Below are 26,976 nucleotides of genomic sequence, written 5' to 3'. Positions count from 1 at the left end.
CTGTGTATGCGTTCATTCGATTTCAAGCAAGTCGACGTTTTCAGCCAGATAGCGCTCAAAGGCAATCCGCTGGCGGTGGTATTTGGCGCCGACTCCCTGAGCGATGAACGCATGGCTGCGTTTGCCGCATGGACCAATTTGAGCGAAACCACGTTCATTCTTGAACCGCGGGATCCTCGCGCCGATTATCGGGTGCGGATTTTCACCACGTTGAACGAATTGCCGTTTGCCGGTCATCCAACGCTCGGTAGCTGCCATGCCTGGCTCGAGGCCGGGGGCACGCCCAAAGGCGACGAGATCATTCAGGAGTGCGGCGTCGGGTTGGTGCGGATTCGGCGCGAGGGCAAGGAACTCGCGTTTCTCGCACCGCCACTTATAAGGACGGGACCGGTTGAGTCCGAGATTATGGCGCGAGTGCAGCGAGGTCTTGGCCTTGCCAGCGACGCCATTGTTCGTGCGCAGTGGGTGGACAACGGCGCGGGATGGCTGGCCGTGATGCTCAGCGATCGGCAGCAGGTGCTGAACCTGCAACCGGATCATGCGCAAATGCTTGGTCTGGCGGTTGGCGTCATCGCTCCGTGGGATCCTGAGCGCGAGGGTGATGAGGCACAGTTTGAGGTGCGCGCGTTTATTTCCGGGGATGGTATGCCCGAGGATCCGGCCACCGGAAGTCTGAATGCCGGGATGGCTCAATGGTTACTCGGCGAAGGGCTGGCGCCAGATTCCTACACCGTCAGTCAGGGTTTGAGCATGGGCCGAGCGGGGCGGATTCGGGTTAATCGGCTTGGCGACGAAATCTGGGTTGGCGGTGCTGTGGTGACCTGCATTGACGGACAGTTGACTCTCTGAAGGCAAGACGCGCCAGCGTAACCCCGATGATTATTGCACCCCCGGTAATGCACTCTTGATTGATCCAGGTTTGTACCTCAACCCCCGCAAGGCATAAGCTTCGCCCCCTACGACTTTCGTCTCATCTGCAGGTTTCAGGAAGGCCCCATGTCCAGTCAGTTCCCCGAAGCACGTCCCCGCCGTCTGCGCCGCAATGCGAGCCTGCGCAGTCTGTTCCAGGAAACCGAATTCAGCCTGAACGATCTGGTGCTGCCGATTTTCGTCGAGGAAGAAATCGATGACTTCGTGCCGATCAAGAGCATGCCCGGGGTGATGCGCATTCCCGAGCGCAAACTGGCCAGCGAGATCGAGCGCTACGCCCGTGCCGGCGTCAAATCGGTGATGACCTTCGGCGTGTCCCACCATCTGGACAGCAACGGCAGCGATACCTGGCGCGAAAACGGTCTGGTCTCGCGCATGTCGCGCATCGCCAAGGATGCCGTGCCGGAAATGATCGTGATGTCCGACACCTGCTTCTGCGAATACACCGATCACGGCCACTGCGGCGTGATGCACAACCATGAAGTCGACAACGACCAGACCTTGGTCAACCTTGGCAAACAAGCCGTGGCAGCGGCGCGGGCGGGCGCAGATGTGATTGCACCGTCGGCGGCGATGGACGGTCAGGTGCGTGCGATTCGCCAGGCACTCGATGCCGCCGGTTTCACCCAGATTCCGATCATGGCCTACTCGACCAAATTCGCCTCCGCACTTTACGGCCCGTTCCGCGAGGCCGGTGGCAGCGCGCTCAAGGGCGACCGCAAAAGCTACCAGATGAACCCGATGAACCGCCGCGAAGCCCTGCGCGAATCGCTGCTGGACGAACAGGAAGGCGCCGATGCGCTGATGGTCAAACCGGCCGGCGCGTATCTGGACATCATCCGCGACATCCGCGAAGCCTCGAACCTGCCGCTGGCGGCGTATCAGGTCAGCGGCGAGTACGCGATGATCAAGTTCGGCGCACAAGCCGGGGCGATTGATGAGGATCGTGTGGTGCGTGAGAGCCTAGGCGCAATCAAGCGCGCGGGTGCGGATCTGATCTTCACTTACTTTGCGATGGATCTGGCACTGGCCGGGATCTAAACAGCACTGCACTCCTACAGGGTTTTTTGGTGTGTCAGGGGAGGAATGGCCTGATGCCTTGATCGCGGAAGTAGCGTTCTATGACTTTCGGATCGGCGCTGTTATCGGCAATCGCCACATAGGTATCCGGGCGCAACAGATAAAAGCCGTTGCGCCCCAATCCCGCCGTTTCAAACGCCGGGCGCCAGTCGAACACATGCAGCGGCAAATGATGCTTAACGCACCAGGCGATCATCTCGTCGCTGGTGTCGCCGTACACATGCACCTGCCAGCACGGTTGGCGTAGCGGCTCATAATTATCCCCTTCACCGTCATGCGCCCACGGCAAGCGATCGCCGCCGTGGACGTGGCCGGCCGTGCCTTGGCTGAGCGGCATGCCGCGATAGTTGAGAGTGACCTGCGAGACAGTGCGAAAGAGAAATTCGCGACTGGCCTCGAACGAAGCCATTTTCGGGATCAGAAACGGTGCAAGCCGCATGCGCAGCAGATCGGCCATGCGCCCCTCAGCGGTGACGAAGCTGAAGACTTTGTCGGTGGTCGAGACCAGTCGCCGGGCAAACGCGATGCGCTCGGTTTCGTAAGTGTCGAGCAGTCTGGCCTCGGCAGCGCCGCTGAGCACGGCGGCGAGTTTCCACGCCAGATTGATCGCGTCACCGATACCGGTGTTCATGCCCTGGCCGCCCGCCGGGCTGTGCACGTGCGCCGCGTCGCCGAGCAAAAAAGCGCGGCCACTGCGAAAATGCTCAGCCACGCGGTGATGCACGCGATAGGTCGAGAACCAGTTCACGTCTTCGATATGGACTTTCAGGTGCTCGATGGCGCGGCTGCTGACGTCAGAGAATTCCAGGGTTTCGACGCGATCCGCGCGTTCGTCGCGCACGGTGCCGATCAGTCGCGCACGGCCTTCGCCCGCCAGTGGGAACACCGCGAGAAAGTCCGCTTCGTCCAGATCCAGATGCAACTCGCCATTGAGCGCCGGGCCGCTGGCCTGCACATCCGCCACGTAGAAAATCTGCTGATAGGTCCCGCCGGGGAATTCGGTGTCGAGGTTTTTACGCACCACCGACCGCGCGCCATCGCAACCAGCCAGGTAACAGGCCTGGCAGATTTCCTGCTCGCCATCGGGCAGACGCAAATGCGCGGTGAGGCCGTCGCCGGTTTCCGCGAAACTCTCCAGCAACGTATTGCGTTCGACGCGGACGCCATAGTCTTCGAGGCGTTCGATCAATAGCCGTTCATGCTCATCCTGCGGGAAGATTTCGACGAAAGAGTAAGGCGTCAAGCCTTCGCCGATGCGGTTGAGCGGCAATTGCGCGACGGGTTTGCCGTTGACCCAGAAGTTTGCCGCCGCCACGCGATGGCCGTTGCGCACAATGGTGTCGGCCAGATCCAGTTGCCGATACAGCTCCAGGGTTCGCGCCTGTACCGCCAATGCCCGGGAGGTGGTGCCGGGGGCAGAAGTCTTGTCGATGATGCGCACCTGAACGCCCAGTTTTCTCAGCCACAGGGCCAGAACGAGTCCGGTGGGGCCGGCGCCGATGATCAGGACGTCGCTGCGGTTCATGGGCCTGTCCTCCGTTTGCTGTGGAGCAAGTATGGATCAGAAGGAGAGGGTGGCCAGGCCCGGCCGTCTTCGCGAGCAGGCTCGCTCCCACTTTGGAATACAGTCCCCTGTGGGAGCGAGCCTGCTCGCGAAGTGGCTTTATCAAGCGCCACAAAACCCAAAAAGGCCCCGCAACCGTGAAGCTGCGAGGCCTTTTTCATGTTGCGGCGTTGTTTAGAAGTCGATGGTGCCCGACAACTTCGCCACTCGCGGTTCACCTTGCGTCAGATAACCGCCCTGAGCCGATTCCCAGTACTTCTTGTTCGCCAGATTCTCCACGCCCAGACGCAAGGTCACGTCTTTTTCCGAGACCTTGAAGGCATAACGCGCACCCGCGTCGAAGCGGTTCCAGGTCGGCAGGCTGAGGTTGTTCGCCGCGTCGGCGTATTGGCCGCCGGTGCGCAGCATCCGCGCATTCAGCGCGACGCCTTGCAGGCCGGGTACATCCCAATCCACGCCGGCGTTGAACTGGAAGGTCGGCACGCCGATGGCGCGGTTGCCGTCGTTGGCACCGTTGAGGGTGTTCTTCAGTTCGGTGTCCATGAGGGTCAGGCCGCTGATCAGGCGCAGACCGTTGATCGGCTCGCCGAACACGTTCATTTCCACGCCTTTGTTGATCTGCTCGCCTTCACGCACGTAGGTGCACGTGGTGGCGCTGTCGATTTCACAGTAGCCGTCGCTCGGCTGCTCGATGCGGTACACACCCAGGCTCGCGCCGTAAGTGCCCATGTCGACTTTCACCCCGGCCTCGGTCTGCTTGGAACGGGCCGGTGCGTAGACTTCGTTGCCATTGGTCACGCGAAAGCCACCGGAGCTGGTCGGCGAAGTCGGGCCCTGGGCCAGGCCTTCGATGTGGTTGGCGTAGAACGAAACGTGCTCCCACGGCTTGAATACGATGCCGTACACCGGCGTGGTGATCGACTCGTCGTAGCTCGAAGAGCGCGGGCCGCTGCCGTAGCTGGCGTAACCGTAACCTTGCACGACCAATTGCTGACGACGCAGGCCGGCGGTGATCAGCAGTCGATCATCGAAGAAACCGAGGGTGTCGGAGATCGCGAGGCTGCGGTTGAAGGTCTTGCCGACGATGCCCGGGTCATTCAGGTCGCCACCGGAAAAGTTGCCGACCGGCGACGGGGTCTGTACCGGGTGATAGATGTTGTTGGCGTATTTGGTCAAGTCAAAATCATAGGCGCTGCGCTGTTCGGCCCAGATGCCGGTCAGGCCGAAATTGAGCTTGTGGCTGACCGGGCCGGTGTTGAATTTACCGTTAAGGCCGGCCATCACACTGGTGTTGTCTTCATCGTGGGGAATGAACGAGCCGGTGGTGAACGATGCACCGTTATTGCCGACCAGTGTGGTCGAGTTATAGCGCCCGACTTCACGGGTGTGCTTGGCGCCGCCAGCGGCGTAGGCGGTCCAGTTGTCGTTCAGGTCGTACTCGGCGCGGAGCATGCCGAAGGTGTCTTCGATGTCGGTGTAGCCCCATTTCGGCGCGTAGTTGGTGTCGGCTGATGGCGCATCCGGAATGTGCGTGGCGGTGCCGAGGTTGACCGAGTTGCGGCCACCGTTGACGCGCTCTTTCTGATAGGCGAAGTCGCCGGAAATTCGCAGCGCATCGCCGCGATAGTCGAGGCCGATGGCGAACAGTTTCGAACGCTGGTTCTCGTGATCAATGCCGGTATCGCCTTCGCGCTGGGACAGGTTGATCCGTGCGCCGAAGCGGTTGTCTTCACCGAAACGCTGGCCGATGTCGAAGTGATGACCGATGCGGCCTTCGCTGTTGATGTCGGTGGTGTAGCGGCGCAGCGGCACGTCGCCGGCGCGCTTTGGCTGCAGGTTGACGCCGCCACCGATGCCCGAGCCGGTTGGGGTCACGCCGTTGATGAAGGCGTTGGGGCCTTTGAACACTTCCACGCGCTCCAGGGCGTCAGTGGAAATGATCTGCCGTGGCAGTACGCCGTACAGGCCGTTATAGGAAATGTCGTCGCCGTTCAGCGGCAGGCCACGGATCATGAAGACTTGCGACTGGTTGGAAAAGCCGGACGCCTGGCGCACCGACGAATCATTGAGCAGCACGTCAGCGACGTTTTCGGCTTGCTGGTCCTGAATCAGTTGCTCGGTGTAGGACGCGGCACTGAAAGGTACGTCCATCATGTCCTGATTACCCAACACGCCCAACTGGCCGCCACGAGCGACCTGACCACCGGAATAAACCGGTGGCAAGGCGTTTGGCGCTGGGGCCTGGGCGTTGATGTTGACGTTGTCCAGCAGCAGTTCTTTGCCGTCTTCTTCAGCGGCATGGGCAGTGACAGTCAGGGAGCACAGCAGGGCGAGAAGCGTCGGGCGGAACGGGACGGCAAGTCGGGCTGAAGCGGGCATGTTTCGTACCTGGAGGCGCACGGCCGGTGAGAAAAGGTTAAGACGGCGCGGAACTCCTTGCGCAAATGCGACTCCAGGTGCAAATGATAGGTTTTCTCAGTAACGTTTTGCAATCAGTTTGTCATCACCTCTTGAAGGCGCTAGGCCGATGGGCATTTTACCCCCCGTGGTGAGGGGATTTATCCCCGATGGGCTGCGCAGCAGTTCCCTTTTCAGTAAAAAAGCAGGGCCGCTTCGCGCCCCATCGGGGATAAATCCCCTCGCCACAGGGTCTGTGTGGGTCTGGCTTGTGGAATACCATTGATCGTATGGTGAACCCGGCTCAACGGACTGGATGGAGCAACATGCACACCCCTCGATTACTGATCACCCTCGCCGCAATGCTCGTACTGGCCGGTTGCGCCAGCCAGCGCGGCGGCGAACCCGCCCCGCGCCCACCGGCTGAAGTGAAGGCCGAGATCGTGCGCCTGATGCCCGCCAAAACCGCCGATCGCCAAGGCTGGGCCACCGATATCTACGCCGCGTTCGCTGCACAAGGCATCAGCCCGACCACACAGAATCTGTGTTCGGTACTGGCCGTTGCCGAACAGGAATCCACCTTTCAGGCCGACCCCACCGTGCCCGGTCTGGGCAAAATCGCTCGCGATGAAATCGACCGCCGCGCCGCCAAAGTCCATATCCCCAGCCTGTTGGTCAGCGGCGCCCTGCAAGTGCGTTCGACCAACGGCAAGAGCTACAGCGAACGCCTGAGCAGCGCGCGCAGCGAAAAGGAGTTGAGTGCGATTTTTGATGACTTCATCGGCAGGGTGCCGATGGGTCGCACACTGTTCGGCGGCTTCAATCCTGTGCATACCGGCGGACCGATGCAGGTCAGCATCGAGTTTGCCGAACAGCACGCCAAGGATTATCCGTACCCGGTCGACGGCACCATCCGCCGCGAGGTGTTCAGCCGTCGTGGTGGGATGTACTTCGGCATCGCGCATCTGCTCGGTTATCCGGTGAGTTACCGCGAGCCGCTCTATCGTTTCGCCGACTTCAACGCCGGTTGGTACGCCAGCCGCAACGCGGCGTTCCAGAACGCGGTCAGTCGCGCGTCGGGTATCCCGCTGGCGCTGGACGGCGACTTGATTCGCTACGATTCGATCATGCCCGGCGGCACGGAACTGGCGGTACGCACCCTCGGCAAGTCGTTGGGCATGCGCAATCCGACCATTCGCGATCAACTGGAGAAGGGCAAAACCCTGGAATTCGAAGAGACCAAACTCTATCAACGGGTATTCGAGTTGGCGGAGAAGGCCGAAGGCAAGTCATTGCCGCGTGCGGTGCTGCCGGGGATCGTGCTGCAGAGCCCGAAAATCACCCGAAAACTGACCACCGCGTGGTTCGCCAAACGCGTGGATGAACGCTACAAACGCTGCATGGCCAAGGGTGGCTGATTGTTGCAGGCATAAAAAACCCGGCTGAGGGGAGCCGGGTTTTTCTGGGTTGTTGCGATGACGCCATTCATTCAAGCGTTGCGCAGTTCGTTCAGGCGATCAGCACCACCTTCAGCGACGGTGTTGCCTTGCAGGCGATCCGAGCCATCGGCAGCGACGGTGTTGCCTTGCAGACGATCCGAGCCATCGGCAGCGACGGTGTTGCCTTGCAGACGATCCGAGCCATCAGCCGCGACGGTGTTGCCTTGCAGACGATCCGAGCCATCGGCAGCGACGGTGTTGCCTTGCAGACGATCCGAGCCATCGGCAGCGACGGTGTTGCCTTGCAGACGATCCGAGCCATCGGCGGCGACGGTGTTGCCTTGCAGACGATCCGAACCGTCAGCAGCAACGGCGTTCTGGTACAGACGGTCCGAGCCATCGGCGGCGATCATCGTGTGTGCTGGAGTAGCGGCAAAAGCGTTAACTGCGAAAACCGAGAAAGCGATGCTGAGAAGAGTTTGGCGTTTCATGATGGTGTGCTCCGGGGTGTTATTGGTTGGTATGGAGCAGATGTTACGCCGGAGATTTTTTATGAGAACTTCATTGCTGTGATTGTGAACATCGACGCCGCTGATGATTGCCAGAGCCCGCAGCTTAGAGCCTCACAGCACCTTCACAGCGCGCCCGATGGCCTGAATCGGCCCGGTCGGTTTGCCGATCGGCGAGCCATTGGCGCCTTCCAGCGTCAGCTCGAACAACTGATTGGGTTGCAGTGGCGGCAACTTATCCAATTCAACCTTCAGCGCTTGCCCGGGCTTGACCAGCCCCAGCGACACAGGCCCTTGCCAGCCATCGGCCTTGGTCCAGAATTCCAGCGCCTTGTCTGCCGGCACCTCGACCACGCCTAGCGGTATCAATTGAATCTCATGTGAGTTGCTGGCCTGAATTACCCAGCCCGGGGCCTTGTCCTGCGGCGCGACCAGCACCACCAGATAACTCGGCTTCGGCGTGGTCTGGGTCAGCAGGATTGAACCCAATATCAACGTTGCGGCTAACCCGGCAGCACTCAAACCGCGCCACAGCGGCAGCAGATTCCACCAGGAGGTTTGCGCCGGGCTAGATACTTTTTGCGTAAGTCGTTCGACACTGCGCTCAATTCGCGGCCACAACAGGGGGGATGGCTGTTGCGGCTCGGCGAGGTCGGTGAGGTCCAGCAGGCGTCGTTCCCAGACATCCACCGCAGCACGCAGTTCAGGATCAGTCGGCAGGCGCCGTTGAACGTCGGCGCGATCTTCAGCCGAGAGCGTGCCGAGCACATATTCGCTGGCCAGCTCATCGCGTTCCGATTCAGTGGTCATCCCATGCACTCCCGCAAGGCGTTGAGGCTGCGTTTGATCCACGCTTTGACGGTGCCCAGCGGCGTTTCGAGGCGCGCGGAAATCTGCGCATGGCTGTAGCCGTCGACATACGCATGAATGATGCAGCTCCGGCGTTGAGGATCGAGTTGTTCCAGGCAGCGGTGAATGCGCGCCGAATGCGCCTGGGCATCGAAGCCGTCATCGTCGTGCGTGGGCATTTCATGATCTTCGCTGAACGGTGTTTCCCGAGCCTGATTACGCAGCAGGTTCAACGCCAGGTGCCGGGTCACGGTGAACATCCAGCCACGCGCCGAACCTCGCGCCGGATCAAACCCTGCCGCGCCGTTCCAGATCTTGATGAAGGCCTCATGGACAATGTCCTCCGCCAGTGCTGTGTCGCGCACCAGCCGTTTGGCCACGCCGAGCAGGCGCGGGCCTTCCTGCACATACAAATCGCGCAGGGCCGACCGCTCGCCGCGGGCACAGGCAGCGAGACGGGCTTCGTAATCGAATTCAGTTTCGGGTAAGGACATGCAGTGCAATCTAGCTCATTTTCCGCATTACAACGCAGAACCCTGTGGGAGCGGGCAAGCCAGCTCCCACAGGGGGGCAGGGTGAGCCTGAGAAATCAGTTCGCCGCCCAGAAAATGTAATCCGCCTGATACTTCACCACTTCCTGCTTACCCTTGTTCGCCGCTGTGCATTCACTGCTCGGCGCCACGCCGCCCTTGAGCGCGACACGCTGGATGTAGCTAACGCCGGTCATCGCGCCTTTGCCTTCTGCGGGGTTGGCCTTGACCAGTTGATAGGGCAGGTTGCCCGGGCTCGACGGCGCTACCGCCAGTTGCGTGCCGGTGACTTTCGAACCGTCCTCGGCCTGCCAGGTGGCCGGTGGGCCGAAGTATTTGCCGACCTGCTTGCCACTGCGATCATTGAGCACCGCTTTGGGGCCGACGAAGGTCCACTCGGTCTGCCCGGCCATATTGGGCTTGTCGCGGCATTCGTAGGTGATCTCGCCGACCCCGGTGGTTTCCAGCGCGATCTTGTGGCCGTCCGGGACTTTGATGGTGTCGGGATAACTGCTTTGGGCGAAGGTTGCCGAGGAGGCTGCGAGCAAACCGGTGAAGCAAATCAGCTGTGTGGCGTTCATCAGTGTTTTCTCCGAAAAGGGTAGATCGCTGGCAGCCAAGGAGGGCTGTTACAGGGACTACCCATGGCGGAGCCGATTGGATGCAGTGAATAAAAAATAAATTTCAAACACCATCCATCCAATGTGGGAGCGAGCCTGCTCGCGAAGCGCCGTGTCAGCCAACACTCACGTCACTGACATACCGCTTTCGCGAGCAGGCTCACTCCCACAGGGTTCCATGTCGGGCTTGAGGCCGGAGGCTTTCAGTAACTCCTGGGTGTAGGGATGCTGCGGCGCCGCAAAGATCTTGCGCGACGAGCCCTGTTCCACGACTTTGCCATCCTTGATCACCATCAAGTCGTGGGCCAGGGCATGCACCACCGCCAGATCATGGCTGATGAACAGATACGTCAGCCCATGCTTGATCTGCAATTGCCGTAACAACTCCACCACTTGCTTTTGCACCGTGCGATCCAGCGCCGAGGTCGGTTCATCGAGCAGAATCAGCGCCGGTTCCAGCACCAATGCGCGGGCGATGGAAATGCGCTGACGCTGGCCGCCGGAGAACTCATGGGGATATCGATGACGACTTTGCGGATCCAGCCCGACTTCTTCGAGCACCCGGATCACCGCTGCCTCACGCTCGGTCTCGGTACCGATGCCGTGGGTCAGCAAACCCTCGGCGATGATCTGCTGCACCGACATCCGTGGGCTGAGGCTGCCGAACGGGTCCTGAAACACCACTTGAATCTGCCGCCGCAACGGCCGCATCAAACGCTGATTAAGCAGACTCAGTTGCTTGTTGCCGAAACGGATATTGCCCTCCGATTCCACCAGCCGCAGGATTGCCTGACCCAGTGTCGACTTGCCCGAACCGGACTCGCCGACAATCCCCAGGGTTTTGCCCCGTTGCAGGCTGAAGCTCACGCCATCCACCGCTTTGATGTATTCCTGATGCCGACTGAACAAAGCCTTGGGCAACGGGAACCACACCTTCAGGTCATCGACTTCCAGCAAGTTGTGCTCGTACAAGCTCGGCACCGGCGCGCCGCTGGGTTCTGCCTCGATCAGCAAGCGGCTGTAAGGGTGCTGCGGCGCGCGAAACAGTGCTTCGCAATCGGCCTGCTCGACGATCTCGCCGTGGCGCATCACGCACACCCGCTGGGCGATGCGTCGCACCAGATTGAGGTCATGGCTGATCAGCAGCAACGACATACCCAACCGCTGCTGCAGTTCAATCAACAGCTCAAGAATCTTCTGCTGCACGGTCACGTCCAGCGCCGTGGTCGGCTCGTCGGCGATCAACAGTTCCGGCTCGTTGGCCAGCGCCATCGCAATCATCACCCGTTGCCGCTGGCCGCCGGAGAGTTGGTGCGGATAGGCTTTCAAGCGCTGCAAGGGTTGGCGAATGCCCACCAGTTCCAGCAACTCCAAGGTGCGCGCACGGGCCGCGCGGCCCTTCAAGCCCTTGTGAATTTCCAGCACTTCGCTGACCTGTCTTTCGACGGTGTGCAATGGGTTCAGCGAAGTCATCGGCTCCTGGAAAATCATCGCAATCCGGTTGCCGCGCAAACCACGCATTTGCTGTTCACTGGCGTGCAGCAAGTCGACGCCGTTGTAGCGAATCGAGCCACTGCTGCTGACGGTTTTGCCGGGCAACAAACGCAAGATCGAATGCGCCGTCACCGACTTGCCCGAACCGGATTCACCCACCAGCGCCAGGCACTCGCCGCGGCGGATATCGAGGTTCAGACCGTGCACCACTTCCTGCCCGACGAAAGCGACACGCAGGTCGCGGATCTCGATCAAATGGTCTTTCATGTCAGCTCCTCGGATCAAGATCGTGGATCAAACGCATCACGGCAGGCTTCACCGATGAACACCAACAACGACAGAATCAGCGCCAAGGCAAAAAACGCCGTTAGCCCCAGCCACGGCGCTTGCAGATTGCGCTTGGCCTGGCCGATCAACTCGCCCAGCGACGCGGTGCCGGCCGGCATGCCGAAACCGAGAAAGTCCAGCGCGGTGAGGGTGGCGATGGCGCCGGTCAGAATGAACGGCAGGTAGGTGAGGGTGGAGGTCATTGCGTTGGGCAGGATGTGCCGGCGCATCAGCTCGCTGTCGGTCAGGCCCAAGGCCCGCGCGGCTTTGACGTATTCCAGATTGCGCCCACGCAAGAACTCGGCACGCACCACGTCGACCAGCGCCAGCCACGAAAACAACGCCATGATCCCCAGCAACCACCAGAAACTCGGCGAGACGAAACCGGACAAAATGATCAGCAGATACAGCACCGGCAACCCCGACCAGATCTCCAGCACCCGTTGCCCGAGCAGATCGACCCAACCGCCGTAATAGCCCTGCAACGCCCCGGCAACGATGCCGATCAGCGCACTGATGCCGGTGAGGATCAGCGCAAACAGAATCGAAATCCGCGTGCCGAAAATCACCCGCGCCAAGACGTCCCGCGCCTGATCGTCGGTGCCCAGCCAATTGCTGGAGGAGGGTGGACTCGGCGCCGGTTCGGCGAGGTCGTAATTGACCGTGTCGTAACTGAACGGGATCGGCGGAAACAGCATCCAGCCGCCCTGATCCTCGATGAGTTTGTGCACATAGTTGCTGGCGTAATCCGGCTGGAACGGCAACTCGCCGCCGAAATCGGTTTCCAGGTAATCGCTGAGGATCGGGAAATACAAGGCGTTGTGGTAGCGGATCACCAGCGGCTTGTCATTGGCGATCAACTCGCCGCCGAGGCAAATCAGGCACAGGCCGATGAACAGCCACAGCGACCAGCGCCCGCGCCGGTTGGCTTTGAACTGAGCGACACGGCGCTGACCCAGAGGAGAAAGTGTGAACATCAGGCAGTCCTCGCCGAGAAGTCGATGCGCGGGTCGAGCAGGGTGTAGCAAAGGTCGCCGATCAGCTTGATCAACAGGCCGAACAGGGTGAACAGAAACAGCGCGCCGAACACCACCGGGTAGTCGCGCGACACTGCCGCTTCGTAGCTCATGCGGCCGAGGCCGTCGAGGTTGAAGATGGTTTCGATCAACAGGGAGCCGGCGAAAAACACCTCGATCAACGCCGACGGCACACCGGCCACCACCAGTAGCATGGCGTTGCGAAACACATGGCCGTAGAGCACGCGGCGCTCAGTCAACCCTTTGGCCCGCGCGGTGATCACGTACTGGCGGCTGATCTCGTTGAGGAAACTGTTTTTGGTCAGGATGGTCAGCGTGGCAAAGCCGCCGATCACCAGCGCTGTCACCGGCAGCACCAAATGCCAGAGGTAGTCGCCGACCTTGCCCAAGGTGCTGAGGCTGTCGAAGTTGTCCGAGACCAGGCCCTGCACCGGAAACCAGTTGACGTAACTGCCGCCGGCGAACACCACGATCAGCAGGATTGCAAAGAGAAACGCCGGCATCGCGTAGCCGATGATGATCGCCGTGCTGCTCCAGACGTCGAAGGCGCTGCCGTTCTTGATGGCCTTGCGAATGCCCAGCGGAATCGAGATCAGGTAAGTGATCAGCGTCGCCCACAGCCCCAGCGACAACGACACCGGCAGCTTCTGCGCGATCAAGTCAGTGACCTTGGCGCCGCGAAAGAAGCTGCTGCCCAGATCCATCTGCGCGTAGTTTTTCAGCATCAGCCACAGGCGTTCATGCAGGGGTTTGTCGAAACCGTAGTGGTGTTTGATTTCCTCGATCAGCGCCGGGTCGAGGCCACGGCTGCTGCGCCCGGCGCCACCAATCGCGGCGACCTCGCCACCGCCGCCCATGCTGTGCCCGCCGAAGCCCTGCAGGCGGGCGATGGCTTGTTCCACCGGGCCACCCGGCGCGGCCTGCACGATAAGGAAATTGACCACCAGAATGCACAGCAGCGTGGGGATGATCAGCAGCAAGCGTCGACTCAGATAACGCAGCATGTCACTGGCCCCCCGCGAGCTGGGCGTTCATCTGTTGGGTCGTCAACGGTTTGGCCGAAACCTCCCACCAGGTTTCCAGACCTTCGTTGTACAGCGGCTGCTGCGCCGGCATGCCGAAACGGTTCTGGTACACCGTCGGCGTGCCTTTGGAGTAGTAGTTGGGAATCATGTAGTAACCCCATTGCAGCACCCGGTCGAGGGCGCGGGCGTAATGCACCATGGCGTCGCGGGTATTGGCCTGGACAAGGCCGTCGATCAGTTGATCCACGGCCGGGTTGGCCAACACCATCGAATTGGAACTGCCGATTTGCGTGGCACTTTGCGAGGCGTAAAGGCTGTACAGCTCGCGGCCGGGGGAGACGATCGGATCGCCACTGCGCGGGAAACTGGTGACGATCATGTCGTAGTCCCGGGCGTTGAGCCGGTTGACGTATTGCGCCGAGTCGATGCGGCGCAAATTGAGGGTGATGCCGATCTGCGCGAGGGTGCGTTTGAACGGCAGCAGCATGCGGTCGAAGCCGCCCTGGCCGTCGAGAAAGGTGAACTCCAACGGTTCGCCGGCCGCGTTGACCAGCCGATTGTTTTTCGCCGTCCACCCAGCCTCGGCCAGCAGCTTTAGTGCTTGCAGTTGCTTGTCGCGGATGTAGCCGCTGCCATCGGTTTTGGGTGCCTGATAAACCGTGGTGAACACTTCCTCGGGGATCTGCCCGCGCAGCGGTTCGAGGATCTTCAATTCCTCGGCGTCGGGCAGGGCGGTCGCGGCCATTTCACTCTTCGGCCAGAAGCTGTTCTGCCGCACGTAGAAGCCGCGCATCATCTGCTTGTTGGTCCACTCGAAATCCCACAACAGGCTGATCGCCTGACGCACGCGACGATCCTTGAAGATCGGGTTCTGCAGGTTGAACACGAAGCCCTGAGCGGCGGTGGGTTTTTCCGGTGCGAGGATCGATTGCTGCAAGCGTCCGTCACGCAGTGCCGGGCTGTCGTAGCCCACCACATAGCCGGACGAAGAAAACTCGCGGTTGTAGTCGAATGCGCCGGCCTGTAGCAGTTGGCGCGCAACGTCAGTGTCGCCGTAAAAATTGACGGTCAGGTTGTCGAAGTTGTACATCCCGCGACTGACCGGCAGGTCTTTGCCCCACCAGTCCGGATCACGTTCGAAACTGATGCTGCGCCCGGCGTCGACCTTGCTCACGCGGTAAGGGCCGCTGCCCAGCGGCGGCTCGAAACCGCCACCGTTGGCGAAATCGCGCGTCTTCCACCAGTGCTCGGGCACCACGCGCATCGTCGCCAGATCCAGCGCCAACGTGCGGTTGAGGTTGTTCTTGAAGGTGAAGCGCACCTGACGCGGACTTTCGATCAGTACGTCCTGCACGTCGGCGTATTGCTGGCGATAACTCAGGCTGCCCTTGGTCATCAGCAGGTTGAAGGTGTAGCGCACGTCTTCGGCAGTGATCGGCGTGCCGTCGGCGAAGCGGGCCTTGGGGTTGAGGGTGAAACGCACCCAGAGGCCTTCGGGATCGCGCTCCATCTGCTGGGCGACCAGGCCGTAGACGGTGTAGGGCTCATCCAGCGAACGGAACGCCAGCGGCGAATACACCCAGTCATTGACCTGCACCACGGAAATGCCTTGATCGGCATAGGGCGCGATGTAGTTGTACTGACCGATCTCCATCGACGCACGGCTGAGCGAACCGCCCTTGGGCGCCTTGGGATCGACGAAATCGAAATGCTGGAAATCCGCCGGGTATTTCGGCGCCTCGCCGTACACCGTCATTGCGTAAGTGCCGACGGCCAGCGCATGGGCGGCATTGCACAGCAGTGCACTGCCAAAAAGCAGCGCAGCCATGTTGCGCATGAAAGTCATGAAGTCACTCCTGAATCCCTGGGAAGGTCACGCACGAAAATGTGGAGGTAAACCTGTGGTGAGGGGATTTATCCCCGACCGGCTGCGAAGCAGTCGCAAAGCCATTGCATGCGGTTGTTCTGGTCATCCGCAGTTGCAGGTTTTGGGGGCGCCTCGCACCCCATCGGGGATGAATCCCCTCACCACAAAAGCTCACTCACACAAGGGGTGTATCCAGCCCTGGGGTTAGAAGTGATAAGTCATCCGCGCAAACAGCGTGCGGCCCAGCGGATCGGTGTAGCGCGGGTCATAGCCGCTCTGGAAGTTGTAGGCCTGGTTGGAGAACGGTGGGTTGCGGTCGAACACGTTCTTCATCCCGGCATCGACATCCAGCACCTTGTTGAAGGTGTAACCGGCCGACAGGTCCCACACCGAATACGACGCCACGCGCGCATGGGTATCGCGGTCGTAGTCGTTGTAACCGGTGGTGAAGCGGTTGGTCAGCGCCGCCCGCGCCGCGCCGAAGGTCCAGCTGCCGGTCAGGTTGTGCTTCCAGCGAGCGATCACGCCGTCACCTTGAAAGTCGCCGACCTTGTCGGTGAACGGGCCTTTGATGGTGCTCTGGAAGTCGTACTCGTCCACGTAGGTGCCTTGCAGCCCGAGACCGAACTGACCGTACGGCGTGTTCGGGAAGCGATAGTCGAGCGACACGTCGACACCGTTGGTTTCGACGATGCCGAGGTTGGCGTTGCCGGTGACGATGTAGTTGAGCGTGCCATCGGCGTTGCGCACGAAGCGATCCGGGTAGCTGCCGGCCTGATCAAACACGGTGGATTCCGGGAATGGCTGGATCTGGTTGGAGATGTGAATCCACCAGAAATCCAGACCCACCGACAGGTTGCTGATCGGCTGATAAACAAAGCCCAGTGTCACGTTGCGCGCCTTCTCCGGGGCCAGATCCTCGTTGCCGCCAATCTGGTTCAGGAACTGCTGACCGCAATCACGCCCGCCGTTGCCGCCCGGTTGCACCACACCGCCGGTACACAGCGCCGGGTCGTTGTAGTAACCCTGGGTGAACGTGATGCTGCGCGGTGAATACAGTTCGTAGAGCGACGGCGCACGGAAACCTTCGCTGTACGCACCACGCACCACGAGCTCTTTGAGCGGCTGATAACGGAACGAGTATTTCGGGTTGGTGGTGCTGCCGAAGTCGCTGTATTTGTCGTGGCGCACGGCGGCAGACAATTCGAGACTGTCGAGCACCGGCACGTTGATCTCGGCATACGCGGCTTTCACGCTGCGGTCGCCTTCGACGCTGCCGGCCGGGTCGATACCGAGGCTCTGGATGTCACCGGCAAACTGCTCGAAGTCCTGGTGGAATTTCTCTTTGCGGTACTCGCCACCCAGTGCCAGACCGGAAGGGCCGGCACCGAACCAGTCGCCGATTTCGCGGCTGATGCGCCCGTCAAACCCGGCGACCCGGCCGACAGCCGTGGAGTAGGCGCCGTGGTAGGCGGCGTTATCGATGTACTGCTGACCAGCGGCCGACTGCGGGCCGAACGGATTGAGCAAACCGCTGGCCAGACCATCGATCATCGCCTGATCGCTGACATAACCGCTGGTGACGCTGGAGACGATTTTGTTCTGGTTGTACGAGGCGCCGACGTTGTAATCCCAGCCGCCAACCAGGCCGTCGAAACTCAGCAGGAAGCGCTGGCTGGTGTTCTGGTCTTTCGATTCACGCGGGCCTGCTGCCGTTTCACGCCAGTTGACGTCGACCGGTTGCGTCGGGTCGAGGGCGAAATCAGTCGGCGCCGGGGTGATGCCGTTGCCGGGGTAGTAGGGCGACGAGGAATCCAGGCTCAGACCGGTGAGCGGAGCAGGGCCGATGGCCGTGGCGTTGTTGTTGCGCGACCAGAAGTACTCGAGATTGACGTTGTGATCGTCCGAGAGCTTGCCGGTGGTTTTACCGAAGAACGAGGTCTTCTCGGTTTGTGGCACCAGGTCGATGTACTCGCGGGTGCTGAAGCGGCACAGGCCGTCGCGCGCGACCAGGTTGGGACCATTGCAATTGCTGTTGGCCAGCGGGTTGGTGGCGTTGCCGTTCTGGCTGTAGTTGCCGGGGAATGCAGTGCCGGAGGTCTGGTCGAGGCCGCGACCGGGCGCGTAGTCGCTGGCGAAAGAGCGGTCGTTGGCGTCGAGGTTCTGCTGCTTGTTGTAGTTGAACACGCCGAGCACGTTGAAGCGGTCTTCTTCCAGATCGCCGTAACCCCAACTGGCGCTCATGTCCTTGGTCGCACCGCCGCCGCTGTGGGTCGGGGTTTCGCCGCCGAGGGTGAGCTGGCCGTCAGTCAGGGATTTCTTGGTGATGAAGTTGATCACGCCGCCGATGGCGTCGGTGCCGTACAGCGCCGATGCGCCGTCACGCAGCACTTCCACACGTTCGATGGCGGCAAACGGGATCATGTTCAGATCCACCGCGCCGCCGGCCGAGTTGGTACCCGACAAGGCGTTGTTGGCCAGTCGTCGGCCGTTGAGCAACACCAGCGTCTTGTTCGCGCCGATACCGCGCATGTCGGCGAACGATGCGCCACCCGTGGCCGCGCCGACCGAGCCGGCACTGTTGTTGATCGACTGGCTGCCGGTGATGCGTTGCACCAGCTCGGCGGTGGTGGTCACGCCCTGTTTGCGCAGTTCATCGGCCTTGAGAATGGTGATCGGCACCGCCGTCTCCGCATCGACCCGGCGAATCGCCGAACCGGTCACTTCCACCCGTTGCAGTTGCGTGGTCGGCGCAACCACTGCGGCGGCGGCCGGGACGCCAGCATTATCGTCCTCCGCCGCTTGCACGGTCCCGGCGCCCATCCCCATGGCCACCAGATACAGCGGAACAAAACGATGGCGAGAAATCGTGGCCACCAATGGTTTGAGCGTGAAGCGTGGAGTGTTCATCAGCATGGTTGTTTCCGACTTTGTTAGACGTTATCGAATTGGCCTTGTGAGCCCCTCATTGCTCCGCTTTCGGTGATACCGCGTGCGGAAAACCACTTTCTTCAAGCAAGCCGATCCCCTCCGAAGACGCCGTGCGTTTTTTCGGTCGGCTGATTGCGACGGGATGCTTCAGCGGTGCCGGGCGTGTTTCTCAATGCGCGCCCGGCACCGCACTCAGTGGGTGGTCATCACCGAAATTTTGGTAATGCCTGAGCGTTCGATGGACGCCATGGCCTTGGCCACCTGGCCGTAATTGACGGCGGAGTCGGCCTGAAGCTGGACGCGCACTTCGGCGTCCTTGGCCTTGACCTCCTTGAGGCTGGCCTCCAGTGATTCCGGTGCCAGTTCGGTCTTGGCCAGATAGAACTTGCCGTCCTGGTCGACGCTGACCACCACCGGGTCTTTCTTTTCGGCGGGGGCGACGGCGTCGGTTTTCGGCAGGTTCACTTTGATTGCATTGGTCATCAGCGGCGCGGTGACGATGAACACCACCAGCAGCACAAGCATCACGTCCACCAGTGGCGTGACGTTCATTTCGCTGAGTACTTCATCGCTGTCTTGAGTGGAGAAAGACATCAGCTGGCCTCCCGCACGGCGGCCGTGGTTTTGCTGGCAATGGCCTGACGGCTGATGGAAAACGCACTGCGCGAGGCGAGGGCGTCGAAGTCGTGGGCGAAGTCATCCATGTCCGCCGAAGCGAGTTTCAGACGACGCAGGAAGAAGTTGTAAATCAGCACCGCCGGCACCGCGACGGCGATCCCCACGCCGGTGGCGATCAGCGCGTGGCCGATGGGGCCGGCGACCGCTTCAAGGCTGGCCGAGCCGGTTTCGCCGATGCTTTGCAGCGCTTCCATGATTCCCCAGACGGTGCCGAACAGGCCAATGAACGGCGCGGTGCTGCCGATACTGGCGAGGATCGCCTGACCGTTTTCCAGCGAGCGGCGTTCTTTCTGGATCTGCTGGCGCAGATTGCGTTCCAGACGATCGGAACGGTTGATGGTGTGCGCAAGTTGTTGCGTGGTGCGCGGCGATTCTTCCACCAGCAGCGCTTCGAAACCGCTGCTGGCGATGCGCGCCAGTGAGCCTGGGTATTGGCTGGCGTGTTCGGCGGCGGTGAGCAGATCCGGCGCGCCCCAAAAGGCTTTGCTGAATTGTTTGTTCTGGGCTTTCTGGCGCAGGTATTGCGCCGACTTGACCAGCAGGATCGCCCAACTGACCACGGAAAACAGCACCAGGCCCCAAAGCACACCGGGGACAATCATCGAAGACAGTGAATCGTTCATGGCTACACCTCGCTTGCATTAAATCGGTTGTGAGTTCGTGGTTTGTGCCGTTATTGCGGCAATTTGAAATCGATGGTCTGGGTGGCGAAGCCGTCAATCGGCGTGTCACCGCGCTTGGCCGGAATAAACTTCCAGTTCTTCACGGCGGCGACCGCAGCTTCGTCCAGTTGCGCCTTGCCGCTGGACTTGGTCACCGTCACCGAACCTGCGCGACCGTTGGCCAACACCTGAATGCGCAGCACCACGCTGCCTTCCCAGTTGCGCCGCAGCGCCAGCGACGGGTATTCCGGCGGCGGGTTGCCGAGGCTGGCGAGGCCCGAAATCGCCGCCGACTCTTTCACCGGGCCGGGTGCAGCCGCAGCCGCAGGTGCCGGTGGCGCGCTCGGTTTTGCTGGCGCCGCAGGGGCGGCCGGTTGTGCCGGAGCGGGTGGGGCTTTTGGCGGCTCGACCTTTTTCACCGGTTTGGGTTTTTCCACCGGTTTCGGTTTTTCGATTGGCTTGGGCTTCTCCACCGGTTTTGGCGGCGGTTTGACCGCGTCCTCGTCTTCCACCGGTTGCTCGGGTTCGGGCGGCGGTGGAGGCGGTGGCGGCGGCGGTGGTTCCGGAGTGGGCGGTGCGGGTGGCGTCGGGCTGGTCAGCTCGACGGTCATTTCCGGAATCTGCGGCGGCGTGGGCAGTGGCTCGGGTCGGGTCTGCTGAAAAAACCACCACGCACCGCCATGTATCAGCGCCGACACGGCAATCAACAGAACCATTTGCTGTTTGTTCAACCCGCCGGGCTGCGAGGTATTGGCTTTAAAGGCCGGCCTGCCGGATACCGGCGGGAGCGGCGCTTCCCGTAACGGCCCCGGCAGGGTCTTGTGCTTTACCGCATCGTTCATTAAAGCTCCCTCGGGTTGATGAAGGGCAATAAGGTGCCGTCCGAACATGTGCGTCATGTTCGAGTGGGTGGGTGCAACTTTCTTTAAGGTGTGCGCAAGCCGATAGTTAAACTATCAATTAACTAACCGGTGAACAGGGCTTGTGCAGGGTTACTGGCTTAGCGCCATAAGTTTCGTTTGTTCATTAGCCATTCCCTGGTGATTGTTCTGTTCATCGAGACTTCAGCTGTCTCATGCCTGTTACATAGCAACCGCTGTGCCAAATATTGCTGAAATGTAGAGCCAGTATTTCTTCAGTGTTACCCATGTCGCATTTATATAAATTTTTTGGGTGAGCGGATTTTTACGTAGCGCATAAATCTCCATCAGCCCGAATGCAGAGGCTTTTTCAAGGGCGAGTCAGACTTAACGCTATATCACGCTGAAGGGCGAGACAGAGCGGCTGCTCTCATGCCCGCCAAGGCACTTGCTGGTGCAGGGCGGACTGATTTGGTGCGGGTCAATGTTTTAGCGGTTCACAGGCGATGTTCCTTGTTTTTGTTTAAATGAAATCAATGCTTCAAGTTTGGGTTAGTTGCAAATCCAAGAACGGTTTTGGTGCACGGCAAACAGTTAATTAGCTATTGTTCGACAATCCAGCTGTCGTTCATTAATGCACTGCCTGTTGGGTGTTGTATTTAAAAAATAAATAACACGCTGCCGTCGGCGTATAACTCAGCGCCGAAAACAGTGCGTGGTCGCTTTATTCAGGTAATAAAGTAAATGCGCAGGGCGCCGGGGCTGTTCTGCTGAACTCGGCGTTGGGCGGATAGACGCAAACGGACAGTGATGCGGCAGAGCGATTGAAGATTCACGCGGTGAACTCCTTGTTGCCAGCTCGGATACACGAACTTTTGGTTCGGTATCGCACCTTACAAGAACGCGGATAGCGTTCGATGATTGCTCTTGGTGCGGGGTGGGCACCGCCAGCGCTGTTTTGCGAGGTTTGAATTCGCAAGTGGCGAGTGCATGGGAAAAACGTGCCAAATCGGATACACCAGCTATAAATAGGGCTACACCAGATGCCTGTCGGGATTGAGGAGGGGTTATGTATCAGCTCTACGGACATCGCAACTCAGGCGCCGCCGCTATTGAAGCGGCGCTGGAGCTGTGTCAGATCGCATATCGCTTCATTGATATTGAAGCCAGTACCGAAGCCGCCGAAGCGTTGGCGCAACTCAATCCATTGAAACAGATCCCGACCCTGCAACTGCCCGATGGCAGTGCGGTCACCGAGAGCGCGGCGATTCTGATTCATTTGGGCCTGACGTTTCCCAAGTCAGGATTGTTGCCGGCCGAGGCAGACGAGCGTGACCAGGCGATTCGCGGCCTCGTGTACATCGTCAGCAATTGCTACGCGGCCATTGGCGTCATTGACTACCCCGAGCGCTGGCTGCTGATGCCCGACGAAGCGTCGCGGCAGAACCTGATCGCCGGCGCCCGTGAGCGTCTGCACTGGAGTTGGGAGGTGTTTGCCGACCAGTTTTCCGCCGAGCTGTACCTGGACGATGAAACTCCGGGGGCGCTGGATGTGCTGGCAGCTGTGGTGACACGTTGGGCGGGGAGCCGCGAGCATCTGCGCCAGACGCGGCCCGGTTTCTATGCGTGGCTACAACGCATTGACCGGCATCCGGTGCTGGCGCCGGTATTCGCCCGGCATTGGCCGGCCTGAGCTTTCCTCTGATCGTTCCCACGCTCTGCATGGGAACGATCGCGGTTAGATTTATTCCCCGCGAATGTACTGCTCCAACTGTTTGATCAACTCCGCCTGTTCGGCAATCGCTTCCTTGACCAGGTCACCAATCGACAGCAAGCCGATCAATTTGCCGTTCTCCACCACCGGCAAGTGGCGCAGGCGTTTGTCGGACATGATGCCCAGGCAAGTGTCGACAGTCTGGTGGGTATCCACCGTGATCACGTTGGCAACCATGATGTCGCGTACCGGCGTGCCGACTGAAGAGCGGCCATGCAGCACCAGTTTGCGCGCGTAATCGCGTTCACTGATGATGCCGACCACATTGTCGTCTTCCACGACCAGCAAGGCGCCGACGTTTTTCTCGGCCATCTTCATCAGTGCTTCGAGCACCATGTGATCAGGCTTGATCTGGTGCACTTCCTGATTTTTCTGATCTTTGAGCTTGAGCAGTTGGGCGACGGTCTTCATGGCAGTTACTCAGGTGTTGTCGTTGTTATCCAAGCATCGTAGACGCTGGCGTTCAGGGCAAGGTGGCAAAGCGGCAGATAACACGCAAAAAACGTCATTTGCCGCACTTTTTCTCCAGCAGCACGCACTTGTGGTGACTAAATCCCCTCACCACAAAGTATTCCAAACTGAAAACGCGGGCTATGGAAGGGCAGCGTAGAATGCCTGCCAGATTCAATTTTCCGAGGTCGCAGTGGTGGATTTACAGCAGGGCTTCGTCCTGACCCGGCATTGGCGCGATACGCCGGCCGGCACCGAAGTCGAGTTCTGGCTGGCGACCGACGCCGGGCCGCGCCGTGTGCGCTTGCCGCATCAGCCGTCGGTGGCGTTTATCCCCGCCGAGCAGCGCGCAGCCGCCGAGCGCCTGCTGCATGACGAAAAGAACGTCGAACTGCGCCCCCTGGCCCTGCAGGACTTCGAACATCGCCCGGTGCTCGGCCTGTATTGCCAGCAACATGGCCAGTTGATGCGTCTGGAAACCGCGCTCAACCGCCACGGCGTCGATGTTTTCGAGGCCGATGTGCGCCCGCCGGAACGCTATCTGATGGAGCGTTTCATCACCGCACCGGTGTTGTTCAGCGGCACCGCCGATGCCGACGGCACATTGCTCAACGCCCACCTCAAACCCGACCCCGAGTATCGGCCAAAGCTGCGACTGGTCTCGCTGGACATCGAAACCACCGAAACCGGCGAGTTGTACTCCATCGCTCTTGAAGGCTGCGGCGAGCGTCAGGTGTACATGCTCGGCGCGCCCAACGGTGACGCCAGCATCGTCGACTTCGACCTTGAATACTGCGACTCACGCACGGTGATCCTGAAGAAGCTCAACGATTGGTTCGCCCGCCATGACCCCGACGCGATCATCGGCTGGAACGTCGTGCAGTTCGATCTGCGCATCCTCCACGAACACGCGCGGCGCCTCGGCGTACCGTTGAAAATCGGCCGTGGCGGTGAAGAGATGCAGTGGCGCGAACACGGCAGCCGCAACCATTACTTCGCCTCGGCGGCGGGGCGCCTGATCATCGACGGCATTGAGTCGCTGCGTTCGGCGACCTGGAGTTTCCCTTCGTTCAGTCTGGAAAACGTCGCGCAGACCTTGCTTGGCGAAGGCAAGTCGATCGACAACCCGTACCAGCGCATGGATGAGATCAACCGCATGTTCGCCGAGGACAAACCGGCGCTTGCCAAGTACAACCTCAAGGACTGCGAACTGGTCACGCGGATTTTCGTCAAGACCGAACTGCTGACGTTTTTGCTGGAGCGCGCCAGCGTCACCGGCCTGCCGGCGGATCGCAGCGGCGGCTCGGTGGCGGCGTTCACGCATCTATATATGCCGTTGATGCACCGTCAGGGTTTCGTGGCGCCGAATCTGGGCACCAATCCGCCGCAGGCCAGCCCCGGTGGCTTTGTCATGGACTCGCGACCGGGGCTGTACGAATCGGTGCTGGTGCTCGATTACAAGAGCCTTTACCCGTCGATCATCCGCACCTTTCTGATTGATCCGGTCGGGCTGATCGAAGGCTTGCAGCATCCGGACGATGCCGACTCCGTGCCGGGCTTTCGTGGCGCCAGATTCTCACGCACCCGGCATTGCCTGCCGTCCATCGTCTCGCGAGTCGCCGAGGGCCGCGAGACCGCCAAGCGCGAACACAATGCGCCGCTGTCCCAGGCGCTGAAGATCATCATGAACGCCTTCTATGGCGTGCTCGGCTCCAGCGGTTGCCGGTTCTTTGATACACGGTTGGCGTCGTCGATCACTCTGCGCGGCCACGAGATCATGCTGCGCACGCGCAAGTTGATTGAAGAGCAGGGCCACGCGGTGATCTACGGTGACACCGACTCGACCTTCGTCTGGCTGCGTCGTCCCCACGGGCAGGAAGAAGCAGCGGCCATCGGTCATGCGCTGGTCAAGCACGTCAACGACTGGTGGCGTGAGCATGTGCGTGACGAATACGGGCTGGAAAGCGCCCTCGAATTGCAGTTCGAAATTCACTACAAACGCTTTCTCATGCCGACCATTCGTGGCGCGGAGGAGGGCAGCAAGAAGCGCTACGCCGGTCTGGTGACACGCGCCGACGGTAGCGAAGAAATGGTCTACAAAGGCCTGGAAACCGTGCGCACCGACTGGTCGCTTTTGGCCCGGCAATTTCAGCAGGAATTGTACGAGCGGATCTTCCAGCGCAAGCCGTATCAGGATTATGTGCGTGACTACGTCCGCAAAACCCTGGCGGGTGAATTCGATGATCGACTGATCTATCGCAAACGCCTGCGCCGCACCCTCGACGATTACGAGCGCAACGTTCCGCCCCACGTGCGCGCGGCGCGGCTGGCCGATGATTACAACGCGCAGCACGGACGACCGCGGCAGTACCAGAACGGTGGCTGGATCAGCTACGTGATTACCCTGGCCGGCCCCGAACCGCTGGAAGTGCGGCGATCCACCATCGACTACGACCACTACATCACCCGGCAACTGCAACCGGTGGCGGATGCGATCCTGCCGTTTGTCGACGACGACTTCTCAACCCTGATCGGGGGACAACTGGGCCTGTTTTGAGTCCAGCAGTTGCAACGTCCACTCATCGAGGATGCCGTGGAAGTAGCGCTCAAGTGCCTGGTTGAACAAGCTGTCTTCGGCAGCGAACTGGGCGAACAACGTCATTGAGGAGTGAAATTTCAGGTCATCGGGATGGCCGAAAATCTCGGCAATCGAACGCTCTCGCACATTCAGCACAAGCTGCGTGCAGGCGCGTAATCGTGCGCCGAGCAAGGGATGGTCCAGATAGGTCTGAGCTTCCTCGGCCGAACCTATGGCGAAGCGCCGGGACATCTCACTGCCGCCCAGGCCTGCGAACTGCGGGAAGACAAACCACATCCAGTGGCTGCGCTTGCGGCCTTCGTCGAGTTCGCGCAGGACCCGTTCGAAAACCGGGTCCTGCGCCTGGATGAAACGTTGCAGATTGAACGGGTCGTACTGATCAGTGCTTCTCATCGCGAAGCCCTCTGCCAGTCGGCGGTGGCTCAGACCATGGCCAACCGCTGCTTGCGCTTTGGCGCGTGAAACGCCTGGTCCAGCGCTGCCAGATCCCCGGCCTCCAGTTGCAACTGCGCCGCTTGTGCATTGAGTTGCACGTGTTCCGGCCGCACAGCTTTGGGAATCGCAATTACGCCATCCTGACGCAGAATCCACGCCAGCGAAACCTGTGCCGGGGTCGCGTTGTGACGAGCGGCAATCTGTTTCAACACCGGATCAGCCAGCATCGCGCCGCCCTGACCGATCGGACAGTACGCCATCAGCGGCATACGTTGCTGCTGGCACCACGGCAGCAGGTCGAATTCGACACCGCGTTCTTCCAGGTTGAAGAGCACCTGATTGGTCGCGCAGGCCGGTGACGCCAGTTCTTCAAGGTCATCAACATCGAAGTTCGACACGCCCCAACGGCCGATCTTGCCGTCCTCGCGCAGACGTTCGAACGCCTCGACGGTTTCTTCCAGCGGATACTGGCCGCGCCAATGCAATAGATAGAGGTCGATGTAATCAGTGTCGAGCCGGCGCAGACTGCGCTCGCAGGCTAGCGGAATACCTTTGCGGCTGGCGTTGTGCGGGTAGACCTTGCTGACTAGAAACACTTGATCACGCAGGCCGGCAATGGCTTCGCCAACCACGGTTTCGGCACCACCCTCGGCGTACATTTCAGCGCTGTCGATCAGGGTCATGCCCAGCTCGATGCCAGTGCGCAGCGCGGTGACTTCACGTTTGTGCGCCGAACGGTCTTCACCCATGCGCCAAGTGCCCTGGCCAATCACCGGAACCTGCACGCCGGCCAATTCGAGGGTACGCATTCAAACCTCCTTTCTGAAACGGTCGATACCTTAGTGGGCAGCAGGATAGTCCAAGGGTTCAAAAAGCAAAAAGATCGCAGCCTGCGGCAGCTCCTACATTGGGCTCGGGT

22 protein-coding genes are annotated in these 26,976 nt (G+C 60.5%); 5 read left to right on the top strand and 17 right to left on the bottom strand.

Going from position 1 to position 26,976, the window contains the following annotated elements:
• Positions 1–6: 6 nt before the first annotated feature.
• Positions 7–849 carry a PhzF family phenazine biosynthesis protein gene (locus ACIOVB_RS13540; RefSeq protein WP_401268403.1) on the top strand — a complete coding sequence of 281 codons (843 nt, stop codon included), beginning with the start codon at positions 7–9 and terminating at the stop codon, positions 847–849.
• A gap of 147 nt (positions 850–996) precedes the next feature.
• Positions 997–1,971, top strand: coding sequence for a porphobilinogen synthase (gene hemB / locus ACIOVB_RS13535; RefSeq protein WP_187677617.1), 975 nt, complete (start codon positions 997–999; stop codon positions 1,969–1,971).
• A 34-nt stretch (positions 1,972–2,005) separates the two neighbouring features.
• On the opposite strand, the gene ACIOVB_RS13530 is transcribed toward hemB, so the two are convergent.
• Positions 2,006–3,535 carry an FAD-dependent oxidoreductase gene (locus ACIOVB_RS13530; RefSeq protein WP_401268400.1) on the bottom strand — a complete coding sequence of 510 codons (1,530 nt, stop codon included), beginning with the start codon at positions 3,533–3,535 and terminating at the stop codon, positions 2,006–2,008.
• Between the two features lie 213 nt (positions 3,536–3,748).
• Positions 3,749–5,953 carry a TonB-dependent receptor gene (locus tag ACIOVB_RS13525; RefSeq protein ID WP_401268399.1) on the bottom strand — a complete coding sequence of 735 codons (2,205 nt, stop codon included), beginning with the start codon at positions 5,951–5,953 and terminating at the stop codon, positions 3,749–3,751.
• Positions 5,954–6,297: 344 nt separating this feature from the next.
• Here ACIOVB_RS13525 and ACIOVB_RS13520 point away from each other — a divergent pair, with 344 nt between their 5' ends.
• The gene (locus tag ACIOVB_RS13520) at positions 6,298–7,389 is read left to right on the top strand and encodes a DUF1615 domain-containing protein (protein WP_401268397.1); all 1,092 of its coding nucleotides are present in this window, start codon (positions 6,298–6,300) and stop codon (positions 7,387–7,389) included.
• 71 nt (positions 7,390–7,460) lie between these two features.
• Here ACIOVB_RS13520 and ACIOVB_RS13515 read toward each other — a convergent pair whose 3' ends face one another.
• From ACIOVB_RS13515 to ACIOVB_RS13460, 12 genes are all read right to left on the bottom strand, one after another.
• Positions 7,461–7,901 carry a hypothetical protein gene (locus ACIOVB_RS13515; RefSeq protein ID WP_401268396.1) on the bottom strand — a complete coding sequence of 147 codons (441 nt, stop codon included), beginning with the start codon at positions 7,899–7,901 and terminating at the stop codon, positions 7,461–7,463.
• A gap of 132 nt (positions 7,902–8,033) precedes the next feature.
• A complete protein-coding gene (locus tag ACIOVB_RS13510) occupies positions 8,034–8,729 on the bottom strand; it encodes an anti-sigma factor domain-containing protein (protein WP_187677622.1) in 696 nt (231 codons plus the stop codon).
• Positions 8,726–9,262, bottom strand: a complete 537-nt coding sequence (locus tag ACIOVB_RS13505; RefSeq protein WP_401268394.1) for a sigma-70 family RNA polymerase sigma factor — start codon at positions 9,260–9,262, stop codon at positions 8,726–8,728. The genes ACIOVB_RS13510 and ACIOVB_RS13505 overlap by 4 nt, the downstream gene beginning before the upstream one ends.
• A 95-nt stretch (positions 9,263–9,357) precedes the next feature.
• Positions 9,358–9,879: a DUF3455 domain-containing protein gene (locus ACIOVB_RS13500; RefSeq protein ID WP_401268392.1), complete on the bottom strand. Its 522-nt coding sequence runs from the start codon at positions 9,877–9,879 to the stop codon at positions 9,358–9,360.
• A gap of 165 nt (positions 9,880–10,044) precedes the next feature.
• Entirely contained in the window at positions 10,045–11,679 is a 1,635-nt protein-coding gene (locus tag ACIOVB_RS13495; RefSeq protein ID WP_401268390.1) for an ABC transporter ATP-binding protein, read from the bottom strand.
• Between the two features lie 14 nt (positions 11,680–11,693).
• Entirely contained in the window at positions 11,694–12,716 is a 1,023-nt protein-coding gene (locus ACIOVB_RS13490) for an ABC transporter permease (RefSeq protein ID WP_187677626.1), read from the bottom strand.
• Positions 12,716–13,780 (bottom strand): microcin C ABC transporter permease YejB, encoded by a 1,065-nt coding sequence (locus ACIOVB_RS13485; RefSeq protein WP_401268389.1) that lies wholly within the window; start codon positions 13,778–13,780, stop codon positions 12,716–12,718. The genes ACIOVB_RS13490 and ACIOVB_RS13485 overlap by 1 nt, the downstream gene beginning before the upstream one ends.
• 1 nt (position 13,781) lies before the next feature.
• Complete coding sequence (locus tag ACIOVB_RS13480) at positions 13,782–15,647, bottom strand: extracellular solute-binding protein (RefSeq protein ID WP_401268387.1); 1,866 nt, start codon at positions 15,645–15,647, stop codon at positions 13,782–13,784.
• Positions 15,648–15,872: 225 nt separating this feature from the next.
• Entirely contained in the window at positions 15,873–18,584 is a 2,712-nt protein-coding gene (locus ACIOVB_RS13475) for a TonB-dependent receptor (RefSeq protein ID WP_401268386.1), read from the bottom strand.
• A 207-nt stretch (positions 18,585–18,791) separates the two neighbouring features.
• Positions 18,792–19,193, bottom strand: a complete 402-nt coding sequence (locus ACIOVB_RS13470; RefSeq protein WP_007918272.1) for a biopolymer transporter ExbD — start codon at positions 19,191–19,193, stop codon at positions 18,792–18,794.
• On the bottom strand, positions 19,193–19,900 hold the full coding sequence (locus ACIOVB_RS13465) for a MotA/TolQ/ExbB proton channel family protein (protein ID WP_401268383.1): 708 nt from the start codon (positions 19,898–19,900) through the stop codon (positions 19,193–19,195). The genes ACIOVB_RS13470 and ACIOVB_RS13465 overlap by 1 nt, the downstream gene beginning before the upstream one ends.
• 50 nt (positions 19,901–19,950) lie before the next feature.
• Complete coding sequence (locus ACIOVB_RS13460; protein WP_401268381.1) at positions 19,951–20,781, bottom strand: energy transducer TonB; 831 nt, start codon at positions 20,779–20,781, stop codon at positions 19,951–19,953.
• A gap of 1,087 nt (positions 20,782–21,868) precedes the next feature.
• Between ACIOVB_RS13460 and ACIOVB_RS13455 the strand changes: the two genes are divergently transcribed.
• Entirely contained in the window at positions 21,869–22,492 is a 624-nt protein-coding gene (locus ACIOVB_RS13455; protein ID WP_401268378.1) for a glutathione S-transferase N-terminal domain-containing protein, read from the top strand.
• 51 nt (positions 22,493–22,543) lie between these two features.
• Here the strand turns inward: ACIOVB_RS13455 and ACIOVB_RS13450 are convergent, their stop codons facing one another.
• Positions 22,544–22,984 (bottom strand): CBS domain-containing protein, encoded by a 441-nt coding sequence (locus ACIOVB_RS13450; RefSeq protein WP_187677632.1) that lies wholly within the window; start codon positions 22,982–22,984, stop codon positions 22,544–22,546.
• A gap of 235 nt (positions 22,985–23,219) precedes the next feature.
• Here ACIOVB_RS13450 and ACIOVB_RS13445 point away from each other — a divergent pair, with 235 nt between their 5' ends.
• Entirely contained in the window at positions 23,220–25,580 is a 2,361-nt protein-coding gene (locus ACIOVB_RS13445) for a DNA polymerase II (protein ID WP_401268375.1), read from the top strand.
• Here the strand turns inward: ACIOVB_RS13445 and ACIOVB_RS13440 are convergent.
• Together ACIOVB_RS13440 and ACIOVB_RS13435 are read right to left on the bottom strand one after the other, a co-directional pair.
• Positions 25,545–26,015 carry a DUF1810 domain-containing protein gene (locus ACIOVB_RS13440; protein WP_401268372.1) on the bottom strand — a complete coding sequence of 157 codons (471 nt, stop codon included), beginning with the start codon at positions 26,013–26,015 and terminating at the stop codon, positions 25,545–25,547. The genes ACIOVB_RS13445 and ACIOVB_RS13440 overlap by 36 nt on opposite strands.
• Positions 26,016–26,044: 29 nt before the next feature.
• On the bottom strand, positions 26,045–26,866 hold the full coding sequence (locus ACIOVB_RS13435) for an aldo/keto reductase (protein WP_187677635.1): 822 nt from the start codon (positions 26,864–26,866) through the stop codon (positions 26,045–26,047).
• Positions 26,867–26,976 lie beyond the last annotated feature (110 nt).

The sequence above is a fragment of the Pseudomonas sp. NPDC087639 genome (genome assembly GCF_044743385.1).
GTDB lineage: Bacteria > Pseudomonadota > Gammaproteobacteria > Pseudomonadales > Pseudomonadaceae > Aquipseudomonas.
Note: the sequence above shows the minus strand (reverse complement) of the source record. Positions and strands in the feature narration are given on the sequence as shown.

Coding starts and splice junctions, on each gene's coding strand:
- ACIOVB_RS13540 (WP_401268403.1), top strand. CDS start 7: ATGCGTTCATTCGATTTCAAGCAAGTCGACGTTTTCAGCCAGATAGCG.
- hemB (WP_187677617.1), top strand. CDS start 997: ATGTCCAGTCAGTTCCCCGAAGCACGTCCCCGCCGTCTGCGCCGCAAT.
- ACIOVB_RS13530 (WP_401268400.1), bottom strand. CDS start 3,535: ATGAACCGCAGCGACGTCCTGATCATCGGCGCCGGCCCCACCGGACTC.
- ACIOVB_RS13525 (WP_401268399.1), bottom strand. CDS start 5,953: ATGCCCGCTTCAGCCCGACTTGCCGTCCCGTTCCGCCCGACGCTTCTC.
- ACIOVB_RS13520 (WP_401268397.1), top strand. CDS start 6,298: ATGCACACCCCTCGATTACTGATCACCCTCGCCGCAATGCTCGTACTG.
- ACIOVB_RS13515 (WP_401268396.1), bottom strand. CDS start 7,901: ATGAAACGCCAAACTCTTCTCAGCATCGCTTTCTCGGTTTTCGCAGTT.
- ACIOVB_RS13510 (WP_187677622.1), bottom strand. CDS start 8,729: ATGACCACTGAATCGGAACGCGATGAGCTGGCCAGCGAATATGTGCTC.
- ACIOVB_RS13505 (WP_401268394.1), bottom strand. CDS start 9,262: ATGTCCTTACCCGAAACTGAATTCGATTACGAAGCCCGTCTCGCTGCC.
- ACIOVB_RS13500 (WP_401268392.1), bottom strand. CDS start 9,879: ATGAACGCCACACAGCTGATTTGCTTCACCGGTTTGCTCGCAGCCTCC.
- ACIOVB_RS13495 (WP_401268390.1), bottom strand. CDS start 11,679: ATGAAAGACCATTTGATCGAGATCCGCGACCTGCGTGTCGCTTTCGTC.
- ACIOVB_RS13490 (WP_187677626.1), bottom strand. CDS start 12,716: ATGTTCACACTTTCTCCTCTGGGTCAGCGCCGTGTCGCTCAGTTCAAA.
- ACIOVB_RS13485 (WP_401268389.1), bottom strand. CDS start 13,780: ATGCTGCGTTATCTGAGTCGACGCTTGCTGCTGATCATCCCCACGCTG.
- ACIOVB_RS13480 (WP_401268387.1), bottom strand. CDS start 15,647: ATGACTTTCATGCGCAACATGGCTGCGCTGCTTTTTGGCAGTGCACTG.
- ACIOVB_RS13475 (WP_401268386.1), bottom strand. CDS start 18,584: ATGCTGATGAACACTCCACGCTTCACGCTCAAACCATTGGTGGCCACG.
- ACIOVB_RS13470 (WP_007918272.1), bottom strand. CDS start 19,193: ATGTCTTTCTCCACTCAAGACAGCGATGAAGTACTCAGCGAAATGAAC.
- ACIOVB_RS13465 (WP_401268383.1), bottom strand. CDS start 19,900: ATGAACGATTCACTGTCTTCGATGATTGTCCCCGGTGTGCTTTGGGGC.
- ACIOVB_RS13460 (WP_401268381.1), bottom strand. CDS start 20,781: ATGAACGATGCGGTAAAGCACAAGACCCTGCCGGGGCCGTTACGGGAA.
- ACIOVB_RS13455 (WP_401268378.1), top strand. CDS start 21,869: ATGTATCAGCTCTACGGACATCGCAACTCAGGCGCCGCCGCTATTGAA.
- ACIOVB_RS13450 (WP_187677632.1), bottom strand. CDS start 22,984: ATGAAGACCGTCGCCCAACTGCTCAAGCTCAAAGATCAGAAAAATCAG.
- ACIOVB_RS13440 (WP_401268372.1), bottom strand. CDS start 26,015: ATGAGAAGCACTGATCAGTACGACCCGTTCAATCTGCAACGTTTCATC.
- ACIOVB_RS13435 (WP_187677635.1), bottom strand. CDS start 26,866: ATGCGTACCCTCGAATTGGCCGGCGTGCAGGTTCCGGTGATTGGCCAG.